Below are 17,267 nucleotides of genomic sequence, written 5' to 3'. Positions count from 1 at the left end.
AATTTTAAAATACAACTTAGAACAATATGATCACGCCTGCCCAGATAGCGTCTTATAGCTCGATTACATCTGGCCAGTAGTTGGGTTGGCTGTGGCACGGAAAGAAGATTGCAGATGCGATTGTAGTAAATAATTCGGCCTACGTATCTGTACGCGCGATGTCCGAAGCGACCGGAGTAGGGGGGACGGTTGAAGGAAAAACGATAATAGTGGAGAGTAAGGAGACTGAGAAGGCAGCGCTAAAGGCAAGTATTGCTGCGGCTAAACTCCGGGAAAGATTAGCAGGGGCAGAATCAAGCATTCAAGTTCACAAAGAAGCGATCCAACTGGTGGACACTACTGCGGGTGACCTAACAAGCGCAGCAGACTTAGAGGCTCGATGAAACTATATCGCGGAGTTGAATAAACGTGTAGAATTCATGGGAATAGAAATTTTGCAGATTAAGGCGCAGCTCGGCGAATAATAAATGAATAATAACAAAGAGTCTCGTCATTACTGGTGCGGCTTTTTTTACTTGCAATTAGATAAATCCCTTCCATTCTCACAAAGCTCTACTTCACAAAACATACACCCATTTGGCAAATAATGTTTGACATGTGAGGAATGTCACTGATAAGATGATGTAAATTAAACCTAGTTGAATAATCGGATAAGGTTCTTTAAAGGATCTCATTATTTTTTTACTGTTAATACCTATTAAATACATAAGTATAGTTGAATTTATATTTATCGGAAAGGGTGAATGGAGTGTCGGAGGAAACACTGGTTATCGAACATTTGAATAAAGTATTCGCCGCGCCTGCAGGTGATGTTATCGCATTAAGCAATATTCAGCTGAAGGTGAAAAAAGGCGAGTTGATTACGATTATAGGTCCCAGCGGCTGCGGAAAAAGTACCTTGCTAAAAATTGTGGCAGGACTGGATACGGGCTATAGCGGCACGGTTCTACTGAATGGCAAACAGATCGACGGACCGAGTATTGAGAAGGGATTTATTTTTCAAGAACCAAGACTTTTTCCGTGGTTGACGGTGGAGCATAATATTGCAGCAAATTTATCGCTTAAAAATCCAGAGGTTCGCAAAAAAGTAGCTGAATTGATTGAACTTGTACGATTAAAGGGTTTTGAGAAATCCTATCCACGTGAGCTGTCAGGCGGGATGGCCCAACGAGTATCTATTGCTAGGGCGTTGCTCCGTAATCCGGATGTATTATTGCTCGATGAACCTTTTGGCGCACTAGACGCTTTTACTAGATCACATCTGCAAGAGGTACTTCTTGATATTTGGCAGAGCAATAAGACGACTATGTTATTTGTGACTCATGATCTGGATGAAGCTGTATTCCTGGGTGAGCGGGTAGTCATTATGAATCCCCGACCTGGGCATATTCGCAATATTCTTCCCATCGATTTACCGTTTCCGCGAAAAAGATCCAGTACTTCATTCCAAGAGCTACGTCGACTGGTTCTGAGTGAGTTTGAGAAGGTTGAAGAACCGGCAATCGATGTTGGAGCTGGTATCTAGATAAAGAGAGTCCATTTTTTTATAAAAAGGGGAGAAATGATCCATGAAATTATTTCGTAATTCACTACTTCTTATGCTTGTTTTGACTGTATTTGCAACGGGCTGCGCTTCGAATGAAAAGAGTGCGGGAAAGAACGGCGCCAACAAATATGAAGGTGTGACCATTAAGATTGGCGTGCAGGGCAGCGGGGGGATGTTTGGTAAAGCCCGTGAGGAAAAATGGTATGAGCAAGAATTTGATAAGCTGGGCGTAAAAGTAGAATGGACGGAATTTCAAAGTGGACCCCCAATGACAGAGGCGATCGCTTCTAATAAGTTGGACATAGCGACTCTTGGTAACATGCCGGTGATTGCAGCCCAAGCTGCGGGTATTCCTATTAAGATTATCTCACAAGTATTAGAAGGTACGAATAACGTTGCTCTTCTTGTACCTGGTAGTAGTACTGCTCAGAAACTGGAGGATCTGAAAGGCAAGAAGATAGCTGTTACAAAAGGCAGCAATGCTTACAACTTCCTTTATCGCGGTATTGAGGAATCAGGTCTTAAAGAAGCAGATTTTGAGATTATCCAGCTACAGCCCGATGAAGCACAACCTGCATTTGAATCCGGTGGCGTTGATGCATGGGCTACATGGGATCCGTATATTACTCTAAACGCATTGACCGGTAAAGGGAAGGTTTTGACGGATGGTGAGCAATTGGGTGTCTTATCTCCTTCTTTTGTGATCTCCCGTTCAGCGTTCGCAGAGAAATATCCAGAACTAGTTACGCTTTATTTAAAAGTGACCAACAAAGCTATAGCTTGGGAGACAGATAATCGCGCTGAAGCGACTGAAAGATATGCAGCTGAGCGGAACATTCCGGCAGCGGTAATCGAGGGTACGTTTGAACGTTCCCAGATGATCAACATTCCAATTAGTGATGCTGTTGTTGAAGAATTGCAGAAGACAGCCGATTTTCAATTTAATATTAAGAACATCCGTAAAGAGATTGAAGTTTCTAAAATAACAGACAATCAATATATTGAAGCAGCACTGAAGGAACCTTTGAAGTAACGGATGAAACCACAGATGTAGAAAAGAGGTTGTTTACATGCAATTCAGTGCTGAAAAAGCTGTGATCTCGCCACTAATCCATAAAAAGAATCCAGTAAAGAAACGTGGACTTTCCATCCAAACGACGAATATATTGCTTGGACTTATCTTACCAATTGCTTTACTCCTGATTTGGGAGATAGCCGGAGCGATGGGAAAGTTAAATCCTATATTGCTGCCAAGGCCAAGTGAAATATGGCGGGAACTGGTTAGCTTGACCGCGTCCGGTGAGCTGGCGAAACATTTAGGCATATCTGCTTGGCGGGCACTGCTTGGTTTCTTAATTGGGGGAGGGCTTGGCTTAGCGGCGGGTTTGTGGGTAGGCTTCTCATACAAAACAGAACGTTTGCTGGATCCGTCGCTGCAAATGCTGCGCACGCTGCCTCATTTAGCAATCGCTCCACTATTTATTTTGTGGTTCGGATTCGGTGAAACCTCAAAAATATTGTTGATTGCCAAAGGTTCATTTTTCCCGTTATACGTGAACACATTTCTAGGAATCCGTTCGGTGGACAACAAGTTGTTTGATGTTGGGAGAGTACTGCAATTCAGTAAATGGCAGATGGTGAGTAAGTTAATTATTCCAGCCTCACTGCCCAACATCTTTTTAGGTATCCGCTTGTCTGTGGGCATAGCTTGGCTTGGACTTGTCGTAGCGGAGATGATGGGTTCTAGCTCAGGTGTTGGCTATCTAATCAATGACGCGCGATCGTTTTCTTTGACCACAGTGGTATTTGTTGGGATCATCGTGTTTGCCGTAGTAGGAAAGCTGTCAGACTCATTAGTAAAGTTGTTGGAATCGAGATTGCTAAGATGGCAAGACAGTTATAGAGGAGATAAAGGATCATGAGCAATCACCTATCCAGTAATAAAATAGAGCGTCACGACGATGGTTTAAGCTGGATTCCAAAAAAACTGCATGGCTGGATTGTACCTCTAGCTCTAGTGGTGATTTGGGAAGTGGCAGCTGCGCTCCATTTAGTCTCTGCGACGACATTGCCTGCTCCATCTACCATTATTGCGCAGTTCTTTTCTTTAATAGCTAGCGGTGAGCTGTTTCGACATCTGGGGATTAGCGCCTATCGGGCAGGGCTTGGCTTTTTATTGGGATCTGCTACTGGACTGCTGCTTGGCTTATCTACAGGACTTGGGAAATTAGTAGAGCGTACACTGGATCCATCTTTACAGATGCTTCGAACGATTCCATTACTTGCCCTTATTCCGTTATTCATTTTGTGGTTTGGCGTGGGTGAATTTTCTAAAATACTAATGATTTCATTAGGTGCTTTTTTTCCAGTTTATCTGAACACTTTTCTAGGAATTCGTAATGTTGATATCAAGCTTGTTGAAGTATCCCGTATTTTCCAATACACAAGATGGCAGCTGCTTAGCAAAATGATTATTCCGGCTGCTATGCCTAATATTCTACTTGGTATTCGCTTATCACTTGGTGCATCGTGGCTTGTACTCGTCGTAGCGGAGATGATGGGAACAAGTGCGGGGATAGGCTATATGATTCAGGATGCCAGAGCTTATTCGCAAACAGATATAGTATTCGTTGGAATTTCAATCTTTGCAGTGATAGGAAAACTTTCGGATTCCGCAATTCGATTGCTGGAGAGAAGATGGCTGCATTGGCGTGATACATTCAAAGGTTAACGAACTCTAGAATTCGAAAGGCAGGGTCATTATGGGAACCAGAAAAGATCAGCTACATTTAGGTGCATTTATTTATTATTCAGGACATCATCATTATGGCTGGCGGCATCCGGAATCAGGAGCGGATAAGATCTTCAATTATAAATTTTATCGCGAATTGGCAAAAACCGCCGAGCGTGGGAAGTTCGATATGATGTTTTTGGCGGATTTGTTGTACGTGATGGGTGCGGATCAAGCTGCTTCGGGTATGTTGGACCCATTGACGTTGTTGTCAGCCCTTTCGACAGAAACAGAAAAACTCGGATTAACGGCTACCGTATCGACCACGTATAACGAACCTTATAATGTGGCTCGCAAATTTGCTTCTTTAGATCATATTAGTGAAGGCCGAGCGGGTTGGAATATTGTCACCTCCCAGCTCGATGTGGAAGCTTATAACTATGGGAAGCCGGAGCATCCGGAGCACGGACTTCGGTATAAAATGGCACGTGAATTTGTTGAGGTGGCAACGCTTCTCTGGGACAGCTGGGAGGATGACTCTTTAATCGTCAACCGCGAAGAGGGACAATTTGCTGACGCGAAGAAGATCAAAGAAGTGGAATACAAAGGGGAGTGGTATTCTACAAAAGGAACCCTCAATGTTCCTCGCTCACCTCAAGGATATCCTGTACTTATTCAAGCCGGATCTTCTGGTCCAGGACAAGATTTTGCAGCTAGTTTTGGAGAGGTGATCTTTACGGCACAGCAGTCGCTTGAAGCGGCTAAGGCCTTCTATGAAAGCGTCAATTCCAAATTAGCAGATTATGGCCGTGAACGTGGCAGCTTAAAAATTATGCCGGGCTTGTCTCCGATCATTGGAGCAACCGAAGAGGAAGCCCAAAGTAAATATAAAGAACTGCAGGAGTTGATTCCTCCTGCCGCTGTTGTTGGTATGTTGTCTGGCATGTTGAGGTTTGACCTGTCCGAATACCCAGTAGATGGACAGCTGCCTGAGATTCCTGATCCAGTAGAAGCATCAAATGGAATGAAAAGCAGGGTTCAGCTGATTATGGATATGGCTCGTAAGGACAAATTATCGATATTAGAATTAGGCCGCCGTTTGCTTGGTGCACGAGGACATATGCAGTTTGTTGGAACCTATGAACAATTGGCAGATTTAATGCAATTGTGGTTCGAAGAGTACGGCTGCGACGGATTTAATATTATGCCACCAGTACTGCCGGGCAACCTGGATGAATTCGTGGATCATGTTGTGCCCATCTTGCAAGCACGCGGCTTGTTCCGTACTGAGTATACGGGGAGTACCCTTCGTGAACATTTAGGATTGGAGCGTCCAGGTATCCGTCATTTTCAGAATCGTAGAGTGGCTGAAGTAGGGGCTGGTAAATAAGGTGATCATCGGAGTGAATTTATTCAGATTGTACCGAGTTGGCTATTGAGGTATCACTATAGTGAGCAAAATGCAAAGAAGCGATTCTTCGATAAATGAGGAATCGCTTCTTTTTTATCGCATTGTCAGAGCGTTCTTGTCTAATAAACGCAAAGTCTTGGAGCGTTTGTATTCTTAGATCAAAAGGATGATAATTGGTAAATACGCAGGAATAATTACTTTACATAACTTTATACCAAAAAGCGAGGCGTAAGGAAATGAATGCAGCAGAGTTTCAACGGTATGTTAAGGAGTTCAGTGAAATCAAAGGGTTTGATACCAGTACTATTGAGCAGAGAATGCTGTATTTAATGACTGAGGTTGGGGAGTTGTCCAAAGAGGTTTTGTCGGTATCGTTTCATCCAGATGCGGAGCGGAAAGAAAACTTGGGATACGAGATGTACGATGTGGTGTGGAATATTTTTGATCTGGCCAATAAACTTGGCATTGATCTGGAGCAGGCTTTTAAACGTAAGCTGGAGATTAATGAACAGAGGACTTGGGAGTAAGGTGTATCTATTGAATACTTTAAAAAAATCCAAGGACCTCCCCCGAGGGAAGCCTTGGATTTTTTTACCCTAAATTTTATTTAAATGAAGCATAACCTTCATCAGCCATTACAACACTACCGTTAATTGCACTAGCTTCTGGTAAGGAGAGCAAGTATACAGTGTCTGCAACTTGTTCAGGCAATGTTAATTTGTTACCCATTACTTTACTCTTCATTTGGTCGACCATTCCTTGATCTTTATATCCTTGGATAATTGGCGTATCTACAGCGCCGGGAGCAACGGCAAGCACGCGGATGCCATGAACCGAAAGTTCAAGTGCTGCGGATTTAGTCATCATAATGACCGCACCTTTGGAAGCATGATATGCGAATGTACCTGGGGAAGCTAGGAATCCAAATACAGAAGCTGTATTGATAATCACACCTTTGATGCCGAGCTCACGCATTTTTTTACCAGCAGCGATAATCCCATGGGCTACACCATGCTGATTGACATTAATGACACTGTGATAATCCTTAAGGTCTTGGTCTAGTACAGGAGTGACGCGGCCGATTCCGGCATTGTTGAACATAACGTCAATTCTTCCATAAGTATCTACAGTTTTCTGAACCAGTGCTTCGACATCTTCATATTTGGAAACATCTGTTTTGACGAAAATAGCTTCGCCACCCTCTTTAATAATTTGTGCTACCGTTTCTTCACCTAATTGTTGATTGAAATCGGCAACGACAACTTGATCACCTTTACTTGCGAATTTAATGGCGGTTTGTTTCCCGATTCCACTGGCTCCACCTGTTATTACGGCTACTCTTTTGTCTGTCATTTGAGTTTCCTCCTCAAGAAATATAGTTATACTAGAAATGAAAGTTGATATAGTAAAATTGGTTACTTACTAACTTATTTACATTGTAACACTTGTCTAAATTAATTAAAATTTAAGTAAATTTAATAGTTATTAAGTAAAGATTAACTTAAGGGGTGATTCAAATGAATTTGGAGCAATGCGAGAATATCGTAGAAGTCGCAAAGATTGGTTCTTTAACCAAAGCAGCTCAGAATCGTCATATCACTCTATCCGCAATGAGTCAGTCTATTACCATGCTGGAGGCTGAGCTGGGAGTTACTTTGTTCATCCGTTCGCGGGGGCAAAAGGCGGTTCCCACAGCAGAAGGAAATGCCATTATTAGCAAAGCAAATGAAGTCCTGATGAAAGTAAATGAATTAAAAGAAGAAGCACAGATTTACAGCGATACGTTAAGTGGTCATTTGAAAATTGCTACGATACCTGGACCCATGCATCTGATGGTGAAGGTAATCTCTAGTTTTAAGGCAGATTTTCCAAATGTGAAAATAGAGATTTTTGAAAAGGGGCCTAAAGAAATTCTGGATAATGTACTTCAGGATGAAATGGACATTGGACTTATGGTCTCACCGGAGGGAATGCCTGACACATATAAGGGGGTTAAGTTTGAACGGTTAATGGAGGGAAAGATTGTAGTTGGTGTACACCCACACTCACCGCTAGCCCTGAATTCAATCCTTACACCGGATCAGTTAGTGGGGCAGACGTTAGTTTTATACGATGATCCTTACATTAAGGACTATGTAGAGCGATATTTATCTGGCTATGGGCCGATCAATTTGCTTTTTGTAAGTAACAACACACGGGCGATTGAGAATGCAGTTGCAGAAGGATTGGCCATCACAATTGGTCTGGATTATTCGTTTCTAAAAATATCAGAGATGACTTCTGCCTTCATGAAAACTATCGAGTTACGATCACCAGATACCCGTGCGAAATATTCAGGAGCTATTGTCTCTGCTTCAAAACAGACCTCCCAAACCGCCCGAAGATTTATCAACAGGCTAAAGCATGAATTTGATGAAATGATTAGACGAAGTTAACAGTATGCCTTGGTAAATTTTATCTAACCTTTACGCTTCCTAGTTAATATTAACCCTATGATGTTGTCCAAGCTCAGATCGATATTAGGACAGCCAAGTGGGGAGGATGTCAACACAGTGAGAAGGTATCTAAGGCAAATTAATGTTGTTATTATCTTTGTTTTGTTGATTTCGTTGTTACAACCGGGGGCAAATGTTCGCGCTTCCATTTCTGATTTACCAGCAACAGACTACGGAACCGTTATTGATGTTCGCCAAACAGAGCTTGCAACTGGGGCGATGTATACCTGGATGGATCTCCAGAATGAACGTGGTTTACAAAAGATACATGCAGTGGAGTTCAACCCGCAACAAGGAAATTTGGAGCTGCGGGCAGGCACGAAGGATGGAAAGGTATACGGTATGAAGGGCGTTACAGAAATGGCCACGTATGCGGATTCACCTGGAAACCGAGTGATCGCAGGAATAAATGGTGATTTCTATGAAATCTCCGGTTTTGCTACGGGTGTCCCTAATGGACTTTTTATGGATGAGGGTGTGATCCTGAACAGCTCGATCTCAGCTTTTACATTCGGTTTAAAAGAAGACGGCAGCTCCATTTATGGTGTGCCGAAGCTGACCAAAAACGTGACGATTAATGGAAAAACAACCAATCTGACCAGCATCAACCGATACCGAAATATGAATGAGCTGGTTCTTTATACGGAAGATTATAATACAACTACAAAGTCGACCAATGAGGGTGACGAGGTTGTTCTAGATATAGTCGAGGGAGAAGTGAAAAGCGGCCAGGCCTTGAAGCTGAAGGTATCTGAGATTCGCAACAATCAAGGCAATACGCCGCTTACCAAAGGAAAAGTAGTTTTGTCTGCTAACGGAACGTCTCGTGCTGTTCTGCAGGGGCTATCGGTTGGCGATAACGTTACTGCGACCTTTGCGCTTAGCGGAGAATGGAATGATGTGAAGGTAGCTATTGGCGGCGAGGGGCCGCTGGTAAAAGACGGAGTAGTTCAACAAGGTATTGGGCCTTTAGGAATTCATCCACGTACAGCCATTGGGACAAAAGCGGACGGAAGTCTCGTTTTATTCGAAGTGGATGGAAGATCTCCAGGTTTTAGTGAAGGTGTAGATACGGATGAGCTTGGCTACATTCTGAAGGATATGGGCGTAGTGAACGCCATGAATCTGGATGGTGGCGGTTCTTCTACTTTTGTGGCCAGAATGCCGGGTGCATCTGGTGTCAAAATGATGAATCAGGGCTCTGATGGCTATGAACGTAAAACCGGCAACGGTTTGCTGGTCGTCAACACAGCCCCAGAGCAATCTACAGCTTCTAAGCTGGTTGTGCAGCCGAATACGGAACGTATTTTGCAAGGCTCCAGCTTTATGTTCAAAGCGGCAGGAGTGGACGAGAACGGCCATCCGGCGCCTTATTCGGGTACTTTGAATTGGCAGGTGGACGCTAACCTTGGTACTGTCGATGCGAACGGAGTCTTCACCGCAGGAACCACTGCCGGCACGGGGACGGTAAATGTAGAGGCTGAGGCAGTCAAAGGCAGTGCTGAAATTGAGGTTGTAGATAAGCTTACAGAGCTTAGGTTTCCTGATGAGATTAAAACTTATTCTTCAGGTGCTGCTGCACAATTAACTGTGAAGGCGCTGCGTAATGGACAGGTAATTCAAGCCGACAACCATTCCTTCGAATGGCGGGTTGAGGGCGAGATCGGAACCGTGGACGAAAAGGGTCTGTTTCAGGCGACGAGTGAGAACGGGAAAAACGGAAAGATTTATGCTAAGTACGGGGACGTTGAGACTTCTTTTGAAGTAAATGTGGGGTTGCCGCCTGTAGTGCTGGAGGATTTTGAGAATGGCATTGATAAATATATAGCCTCTAGTGCAGCAGCTAACAGTGTGGCGATTCGGGAAGTGACGGATCAGGATTTTGTCCGCAACGGGGATAAAGCCTTGAAGCTGGAATATGATTTTGTTAACAAAACAGGCACATCCGGTGCTTATTTAGCCGCAAGCTCAACCGCCAATCGGATTCAGATTCCGGGGTATCCTGAAAAGATCAGTATGTGGATCTACGGAGATGGCAAAAAGCACTGGCTGCGGGGACAGATTCGGGATGGCAATAATGCGGCAGTGCCCGTGGATTTTACCGATCAGGTAAATGGTGTGAACTGGACGGGGTGGAAATACGTCGAAGTATCCGTTCCTAAGGGAAAAACCACGCCCTTAACGATGGATATGCCTGTCCGCTATATGGAGACAAGCAATCTTAACAAGAGTGCGGGAGCTATTTACGTTGATGATATTCGTGCCATTTATGGCCCGCTAGAGGAGGACAGAACACCTCCTATTCTTAAAGATGCATATCCCGGCGTGAACGAAATTGTCAAAACAGCTACACCGACCCTTTCCGTCAATGGTGAGGATGATGGTTATGATCCAGTGGTGCATCCGGGAACGACCTTAATCGATCCTGACAAAACACGAGTATATGTGGACGATCAATTAGTGGAGCATGGCTTTTATCCTCCAAAGGGTCAGATTACTTATAAACCAAAGGTTCCACTTACAGAAGGCCGTCATAAAGTGAAAGTTGCCATCCGCGATTTAAGCGGTAACCAGACGATAAAAGAATGGTATTTTACAGTAAATTTGGGCTCTCCGTTCTATGTGTACAAAACACCAGAAGTAGTATATGCCGGCAACACTTACACTTTGGACGTAACGGCAGAGAAAGCGAGCAAGCTGAAGGAAGGAAATCTTACGTTTGCTTTTAATCCAGCTGCAGTTAAAGATTTGCAGGTAATTCGGGGGAATAAGTTATCAGAAACACAAGTGGAGTCCATCATTGATCCGGTATTGGGCACTGTGCGTCTTAACTTAACGAATATCAATTCCTCCAATCTGGGAGATACGGATCTCATCGGGCAAATTCAATATACAGTTCGTAATGATTTTGTGGGTCCCCACACTCAGGAGCAGTTGGCTGGAGATATTAGCAAAGCTTTTGTAATCGAAAATACATCCGGATCGGTAACTTCTACAGAGGGTACTGGGGTTCCTATTTCTTTTATTGGAGCAGCTGTTGAATCTGTTGTGAAGACACAGTTGATGCTCACTTGGAACCATTATGATCTTGCGAAGGGCTTTGATGCATCTTTTGCGGTAAAAGATCTGAATGGAAGTGTCGTTGAAGGAGCAAAGCTGCTGTTCGATGGAGTGGAGGTACAAGGTGTTGCTTCAGGGGCAAGTGGAACACTTACTACTGACTCTGTCACTTCAGCAGAAGGAACTTTTAAATTGCAGGCGGTAAAAGGAAATACCTATAGTCCTGTGATGACGTTCAAGGTTGCTCAGTATGACGCTACTGCAGCTCCGCGTAATGTTAATGTTACGATGGGCCAAGATGCAGCAACTTCTCGCCAGTTCACTTGGCAGACAGAACCGTTGACCATGGATACTGTAGTAGAACTTGTGAAAAAAGCGGAGTTTACAAGCTTTCAAGCTGCGAATGTAATAAAAATTACCGGCAGCAGTTCAATTTACAACACCAACAATGACGGAACGATGCGAGTTCATAAAGCGGAGGCCACTGCGCTTACCCCCGGAACGGAATATGTATATCGTGTGGGTGATGGCGAGTCAAATGTAAGTCTGCAAGGAGCTTTTGTTACAAGTGGTGTTGAGGACACTTCTACAAAATTCCTGTTTATCGGAGATTCCCAAGCAGATTCTAAGGCTGGTTTTGGTCTTTGGGGAAATACGATTGAAGCGGCTTGCGCGTATATGCCAGATGCGGAAATGCTGGTTCACACTGGAGATATGGTGGATAAAGGCTTTGAACAAGAGCAGTGGAACTGGTGGTTTGATGCAGCCCAAAAGCAGCTGATGAATACCACACTTGTTCCGATTATCGGGAACCATGAAGTGATGGGAACCAATGGAGATGGGGATTATCTGGCGCAATTCAATAACCCGCAAAACGGTGCGGCGAGCGTAAAAGGTACGAATTATTCTTTTGATATTAAGGATACGCACTTTGTGGTTATGAATACAGAGCATTCAGGTAGTCCGTTCACTGAACAGGCGGAGTGGTTGGATCAGGATCTTTCGGCTACAGATAAAAAGTGGAAGGTGATTTTTTTCCATCAAGGACCGTACGGCAGCATCTATTCGAATGAGCAGGTGCAAGCGAAGTGGGTTCCGGTATTTGATAAGCACAACGTTGATTTGGTGATGAACGGTCATGACCATATCTATTTGCGAACTTTTCCGATGAAGGATGGTAAACAGGTTGCAGAAGGCGAAGGCACTCGTTATGTTATCGGCGGTTCCTCAGGTCCTAAGTTTTATGCGCTGACACCACGTTTTTGGCAGGAGAAAATATATGACGAAGATGAGCAAATCTATACGGCTGTTGAGATTGAGAAGAACGAGATTACGGTTACCGCAAGAACAGTAGACGGGGTTGAGATTGACCGTTTAGTGATCGGCAAATTCGTTCCGGAATCCATTACTCTGGATCAAACTGCTGTAGAGCTTGAGCCTGGGGCTAGCCTGCAATTGCAAGCTAAGGTGGGGCCGGATGAGGCTAATCATCTGACAAAGCTTTGGTCCATCGTTCCTGATCCGGCAGAATCAGTAGTTACTGTAAATGAAAATGGCTTGGTTACTGCATTGAAGCCAGGGACAGCTAAGATAAGAGTCACAGTGGCAGGTTACCCGAATATTTTTGCCGAAAGTACGATAACTGTAGATGCGCTGCAGGCAATTAAGCTTCAGGGAAAGAGACAGCTTAAACCGGAAGAAGTTGACCAATCTGTAACAGAAGCTGTCTATGCATCTGGTAAACGTATCGCTATATTAGATGGACTTCATTATTCCAGCTTGAATGAGAATGTTGCTACGATCAATGAACAGGGTTTGGTTCAGGCTCATGAGGAAGGCTCCACTGTGATTTCAGTAACCTATAGGGAGTTCGCCTCGGAGTATAACCTTGTCGTAACAAATGATGAGGCACCTATTCTTACAGAAATAACGATGGATGGGCCGGATTCGCTGGAACAAGGAAGTAAAGGCTCCGTTGTTGTTCAGGCGGTATACAGTGACGGCAGCAAGCAAGAATTGTTCGAGGGAGTAATCTTTGATACATCCGATCATTCCATTGCAATGATTAGTGAAGCTGGAGAACTTCATGCTCTGAGTGCTGGTACAACAAAAGTCAGCGCTGTTTATAACGGTTTGAGCACTGAATATATTCTGACAGTGACTGAGGGCTCGCCGGGTACGACACCAAGCCCAGAGCCAACGCCGACGCCGACACCAAGTCCAGAGCCAACATCAACGCCGGGTGCTTGGGAGCCGGGACCTGCGGTGACACCAACGCCAACCACTACACCAACTCCGTCGGCATCAGCAAAAACGGGCGTAGTCACCATCACTGCTACTCAACTTTCAGAGAGCAAGAATGCTCAAGGTGAAGTTGTGGTTTCTGTTGATGGAGCGGTTACGGAATTACTTTTGCCAGGCAACGCAGCAGAGCTGCTTGGACGCGCACCGCTTAGAGTGGTTATGCAGGATTTATCCGTTACGCTTCCTGCTACAGTACTGGCAGAACTAAGTAAGCTAATCTCAGCTGAGGCTCTTGCCAAGAGTACGATTTCGCTACGACTGAAACCTGTAGCTAATAATACAGCAGTGGATCTGTTGGCTCGTGCAAGTACACTTGCGGGTGCACACTTGCGGGCGAAAAGTGATCTACGGGAATGGTCGCTTAGCATATTCAAACAAAATGACCAGTCCTTCTCGTTAAGACAGTTTGCAGAGCCGATTATGATTTCATATAAGGTTGGTGCGGATGTAGATCGAAGCTTGTTAGGTATTTATTTTATCGAAGATGTGGGTAAATTAGAGTATATGAGCAGTACATGGACGAATGGTTATCTATCTGCTGCCGTCAGCCATTTTAGTAAATACGTTGTTTTAGAAGTTGATAAAACATTCAAAGATTTGAAGTCCGATCACTGGGCTTACCTTACTGTGAAGCAGCTTGCTGCAAAACAACTTGTACTAGGTGTTGCTGCGGACCGATTTGATCCGAACCGTGCGGTTACACGGGCGGAGTTCACAGCGATGTTAGTTCGTGCGCTTGGTTTGAACGGTCAAGCAGAAGCTGGTTTCGCTGATGTACCTACAGATCAATGGTATGCAGAAGCAGTAGGGTTAGCCCAACAAGCAGGAGTGATTAACGGCCAGACTGCTTCACAGTTTGAACCGGAGGCAAAGATCTCCCGCCAGGAGATGGCTGCAATGCTGGCTCGTGCATATGCTTACGCCAAGAGTAATGTATCTGTAGCTAGCCGTAACATTTCGGCATTCAACGATATTGGTTATGCTCCACAGTGGGCTCAAGAGGCAATCAGCGAAGTGTACAGACTTGGTTTGATGCAAGGACGGGCTGAAGGACAATTTTCACCGAACCAAAACGGAACACGTGCTGAAAGTGCACAGATGATCCTCAACCTGCTGAGGGTTATGGAGTAATGATTGTGGCCAGTCTCAGGTTGATGGGGACTGGCTGTTCTTTTGATAATTGGATTAGTTGGATATGTGCAGGGTACGCACGCATGAACACACAAGAGGGGAAAAGCGGAGTAAAAGTAAAAACAGGTGGTGAGACACAAAAGGTTGGAGAACGGAAAGTTAAGGCAGGCTCGCTGAGGTGTGCTAATGCTAAGACACGCACGCTGAGGTACGCACGCTGAGGTACGGCTAAAGCTAAGACACACTCGCTGAGGTGTGCTAATGCTAAAGTACGCCAACAGCGATGCACACTTGGTAAGTTCGGCTCGGACGAGGTCCGTTTATCAAGTAAAGTTTGTTTTTAACAGATAGCCTCGATGGTTTGGGATCGTAACGGACTGTATTGCCGCTATTTTAACTTTTTGGTCCATTTTTCCAACTTTTCGGACTCCATAGCTCTTATTGTCATACTTTTGCCCGGAATCGTAATATATTTTAATGAATAGGTGCATCTGAGTCCGATAGATGAGCAGAATGGCTGAAATCAGCTTAATAAGGTCTCCTCGGTCCGATGAGGTAGAATTGAGTGAGTCAGGTGAGCCAAGTGGAGCTAGGTAAGCCAGGTAAGCCAGGTGAGCCAGGTGAGCTAGGTGAGTCAGGTGAGTATAGTGAGTGAGGCGTGCAAGTTGAGTTAGGTAAGTAAAGTGAGTAAAGTGAGCAGAAAGCGGAAGGTAAGACCAAGAAGATGAATGGGGCTTAAGCAGAACGTAAAACTGAGGTGAGTAACGAGTATATTCCAAATCCTTACAGACGGGCGCTGAGTATTTTTCCTGTATTTTGTGAAGATAGGGTTATATTGGGCGTGGAATACTGGGAATTACTCTTCAGAGGCAAGTAAAAACAAGGAATAATTGTTATTAGCCAACACAAATTGTTATGTTGTGTTATGATAGTAGGGAGGTGACTCCCATGAATGATTTTGAGAACTATCCCGATGAGCTGGGTAATTTCATTCGGCACATCAGAAAGACGAGAGGGTTAACCTTAAGAGGACTGGAAGAAAAGAGCGGTATAAGTTACTCACAGCTTAGCAAAATCGAACGTGGAGAGAGCATTCCGCTTAAAGACAATCTGGACAAGATCATTGAAGCGCTTGGAACGGATCTGAAGAATCGGATGTACCATTTGGCAGATTATATGCCAGATATTGAATATATCAAGACCTTGAAGCAAGGATATGAGCTGCCACAGCTCAAACAGTCTCAAGATTACATCTACGAGACAGCCTTTAACAAGCTTAAGGAATTCAGAGCGAAGGAAGGGAAAGAAACATCGTACGTTTCCTTTGATTCGAATGAAGTTATAGTTTACGAAACGGAATATGGGGCAGGAATGGTAATAGAGAAGATTGAGAAATACAATCTGACCGATGTCCTGAACGATAAGTTTGAGGGTAACCTCGACTCCTTAAGAAAGAGCCCCCGTAAAGGGCGTCAAGCCTTTCTATTTGGCGAGTGGCTACGGGAGTGCGTTTATGAACTGAAGGAAGAGGAACAGGATCAGGTCATACAAGCACTTAAAGAATTTACTCAGTTTAAAGTACAACAAATAAAGGGTGCTTATAAATAATGTATGCCTTTTGCTAATGATCTCAAAAATGAATGAATGTTGCCCTTTCTTGCAGCCATCTATTCATCTTGATCCATAAACTAACAACTAAAAATGGTTTGACAGAAAAGGGGATATTAATAATGAAAATTAACATGAAGTTTACCAGCAAGGGCAAAGTCGCTATAGAGAATTTTAATAACGAGGAATTGCTGGAGATCTTCGCACGTTACATCAAGACATTATCCAAAAAGTATGACATCGAAGTTGATGTTCCTCTTGAAGCGAATCAAAACATTGTTGGTGATGGTGCGGTAATCGCAACTGCAAAAAATGTGAAATGTGATGTTGAAACTTTCTTTAAAGAATTGGGCAGAGATATTAAAGTTCCCTTGAAGAAAAGACTCGGCGGCAAATTGGAGAATGTGTTCAAAACAGAAATTACAGAATAGAGCATTATTTTTATCTGAGATTACCCATCATATGTGCATATAAAAAAGGTAGGGCCGCGGAGGCTCTACCTTTTTTATGTTTATGTACTTGACTTAAGGCGACCTAAGGAGCTTATTGGTGGTTGAAGCTGGAGAAAAATGTGTACCATGCGTCAGTGTGAATTTAATGGGGAAGGGGATATTATATATTTTCAGAATCTATGAGGTTTCTACTTCTCATGATATCTTTAATAATTTCAATGAAATCCGGTAACGCATGGGCATCAACCGCTAGCTCATAGATTCTTAGTAAATCCTCGTCAGATATAGATTCCAGAGATGAGGGCCGTGGAGAGGGATGAAAATAGTAATTCATTATGATCCTCCATCATTAATTGTTTTTATTATAGGTTTATCTATATGGTATCATTTGGAATAGGATCCGTCTCCTGTCATTCATCCTACGAATTTATCTTTACATTTGAGGATTATTATGGCATAATATGAGATTTTGAGGAAAATACTAAAAAGTTTCAATTTTTAATAAAATAATCCCGGCATGTGTGAACAT

13 protein-coding genes are annotated in these 17,267 nt (G+C 43.7%); 11 read left to right on the top strand and 2 right to left on the bottom strand.

All coding sequences use genetic code 11. The features are described 5' to 3' along the window. Positions 1-80 precede the first annotated feature (80 nt). The 7 genes from MHH60_RS03920 (at position 81) to MHH60_RS03890 (ending at position 6,215) form a co-directional block, all read left to right on the top strand. Positions 81-383 carry a hypothetical protein gene (locus MHH60_RS03920; protein ID WP_076134490.1) on the top strand — a complete coding sequence of 101 codons (303 nt, stop codon included), beginning with the start codon at positions 81-83 and terminating at the stop codon, positions 381-383. A gap of 365 nt (positions 384-748) precedes the next feature. Further along, complete coding sequence (locus tag MHH60_RS03915) at positions 749-1,525, top strand: ABC transporter ATP-binding protein (protein ID WP_076134489.1); 777 nt, start codon at positions 749-751, stop codon at positions 1,523-1,525. A gap of 43 nt (positions 1,526-1,568) precedes the next feature. Further along, the gene (locus MHH60_RS03910; RefSeq protein WP_076134488.1) at positions 1,569-2,579 is read left to right on the top strand and encodes an aliphatic sulfonate ABC transporter substrate-binding protein; all 1,011 of its coding nucleotides are present in this window, start codon (positions 1,569-1,571) and stop codon (positions 2,577-2,579) included. A 37-nt stretch (positions 2,580-2,616) separates the two neighbouring features. Further along, entirely contained in the window at positions 2,617-3,468 is an 852-nt protein-coding gene (locus MHH60_RS03905; protein ID WP_038572516.1) for an ABC transporter permease, read from the top strand. After that, the gene (locus MHH60_RS03900; protein ID WP_076129474.1) at positions 3,465-4,277 is read left to right on the top strand and encodes an ABC transporter permease; all 813 of its coding nucleotides are present in this window, start codon (positions 3,465-3,467) and stop codon (positions 4,275-4,277) included. Before MHH60_RS03905 ends, MHH60_RS03900 begins: the two co-directional genes overlap by 4 nt. Positions 4,278-4,308: 31 nt before the next feature. Next, positions 4,309-5,667 (top strand): LLM class flavin-dependent oxidoreductase, encoded by a 1,359-nt coding sequence (locus MHH60_RS03895; protein ID WP_076134487.1) that lies wholly within the window; start codon positions 4,309-4,311, stop codon positions 5,665-5,667. A gap of 257 nt (positions 5,668-5,924) precedes the next feature. Then, positions 5,925-6,215, top strand: a complete 291-nt coding sequence (locus MHH60_RS03890) for a MazG nucleotide pyrophosphohydrolase domain-containing protein (protein WP_076134486.1) — start codon at positions 5,925-5,927, stop codon at positions 6,213-6,215. Positions 6,216-6,291: 76 nt separating this feature from the next. Here MHH60_RS03890 and MHH60_RS03885 read toward each other — a convergent pair whose 3' ends face one another. Next, positions 6,292-7,041 (bottom strand): SDR family NAD(P)-dependent oxidoreductase, encoded by a 750-nt coding sequence (locus tag MHH60_RS03885; RefSeq protein ID WP_076129478.1) that lies wholly within the window; start codon positions 7,039-7,041, stop codon positions 6,292-6,294. 164 nt (positions 7,042-7,205) lie between these two features. Here MHH60_RS03885 and MHH60_RS03880 point away from each other — a divergent pair, with 164 nt between their 5' ends. The 4 genes from MHH60_RS03880 to MHH60_RS03865 all read left to right on the top strand — a co-directional run bounded on the left by MHH60_RS03880 (position 7,206) and on the right by MHH60_RS03865 (position 16,717). Beyond that, on the top strand, positions 7,206-8,123 hold the full coding sequence (locus MHH60_RS03880) for a LysR family transcriptional regulator (protein ID WP_076134485.1): 918 nt from the start codon (positions 7,206-7,208) through the stop codon (positions 8,121-8,123). A gap of 117 nt (positions 8,124-8,240) precedes the next feature. Beyond that, complete coding sequence (locus MHH60_RS03875) at positions 8,241-14,678, top strand: phosphodiester glycosidase family protein (protein ID WP_076134484.1); 6,438 nt, start codon at positions 8,241-8,243, stop codon at positions 14,676-14,678. 948 nt (positions 14,679-15,626) lie between these two features. Continuing rightward, positions 15,627-16,286, top strand: coding sequence for a helix-turn-helix domain-containing protein (locus tag MHH60_RS03870; protein ID WP_036676012.1), 660 nt, complete (start codon positions 15,627-15,629; stop codon positions 16,284-16,286). Between the two features lie 122 nt (positions 16,287-16,408). Next, positions 16,409-16,717 carry a hypothetical protein gene (locus tag MHH60_RS03865; RefSeq protein ID WP_036676014.1) on the top strand — a complete coding sequence of 103 codons (309 nt, stop codon included), beginning with the start codon at positions 16,409-16,411 and terminating at the stop codon, positions 16,715-16,717. A 181-nt stretch (positions 16,718-16,898) separates the two neighbouring features. Here MHH60_RS03865 and sda read toward each other — a convergent pair whose 3' ends face one another. Next, positions 16,899-17,072: a sporulation histidine kinase inhibitor Sda gene (gene sda, locus MHH60_RS33210; protein ID WP_080742544.1), complete on the bottom strand. Its 174-nt coding sequence runs from the start codon at positions 17,070-17,072 to the stop codon at positions 16,899-16,901. Positions 17,073-17,267 lie beyond the last annotated feature (195 nt).

Origin of the sequence: Paenibacillus sp. FSL H7-0716 (genome assembly GCF_038002705.1) — a bacterium.
Classification (GTDB): Bacteria; Bacillota; Bacilli; order Paenibacillales; family Paenibacillaceae; genus Paenibacillus_AQ; species Paenibacillus_AQ odorifer.
This window is presented reverse-complemented; position numbering and strand designations above follow the sequence as displayed.

Excerpts from the sequence above, each read along its gene's own strand:
- MHH60_RS03865 (WP_036676014.1), top strand. The coding sequence starts at position 16,409 with ATGAAAATTAACATGAAGTTTACCAGCAAGGGCAAAGTCGCTATAGAG.
- MHH60_RS03885 (WP_076129478.1), bottom strand. The coding sequence starts at position 7,041 with ATGACAGACAAAAGAGTAGCCGTAATAACAGGTGGAGCCAGTGGAATC.
- MHH60_RS03870 (WP_036676012.1), top strand. The coding sequence starts at position 15,627 with ATGAATGATTTTGAGAACTATCCCGATGAGCTGGGTAATTTCATTCGG.
- MHH60_RS03880 (WP_076134485.1), top strand. The coding sequence starts at position 7,206 with ATGAATTTGGAGCAATGCGAGAATATCGTAGAAGTCGCAAAGATTGGT.
- MHH60_RS03905 (WP_038572516.1), top strand. The coding sequence starts at position 2,617 with ATGCAATTCAGTGCTGAAAAAGCTGTGATCTCGCCACTAATCCATAAA.
- MHH60_RS03890 (WP_076134486.1), top strand. The coding sequence starts at position 5,925 with ATGAATGCAGCAGAGTTTCAACGGTATGTTAAGGAGTTCAGTGAAATC.
- MHH60_RS03895 (WP_076134487.1), top strand. The coding sequence starts at position 4,309 with ATGGGAACCAGAAAAGATCAGCTACATTTAGGTGCATTTATTTATTAT.
- MHH60_RS03910 (WP_076134488.1), top strand. The coding sequence starts at position 1,569 with ATGAAATTATTTCGTAATTCACTACTTCTTATGCTTGTTTTGACTGTA.
- MHH60_RS03900 (WP_076129474.1), top strand. The coding sequence starts at position 3,465 with ATGAGCAATCACCTATCCAGTAATAAAATAGAGCGTCACGACGATGGT.
- sda (WP_080742544.1), bottom strand. The coding sequence starts at position 17,072 with ATGAATTACTATTTTCATCCCTCTCCACGGCCCTCATCTCTGGAATCT.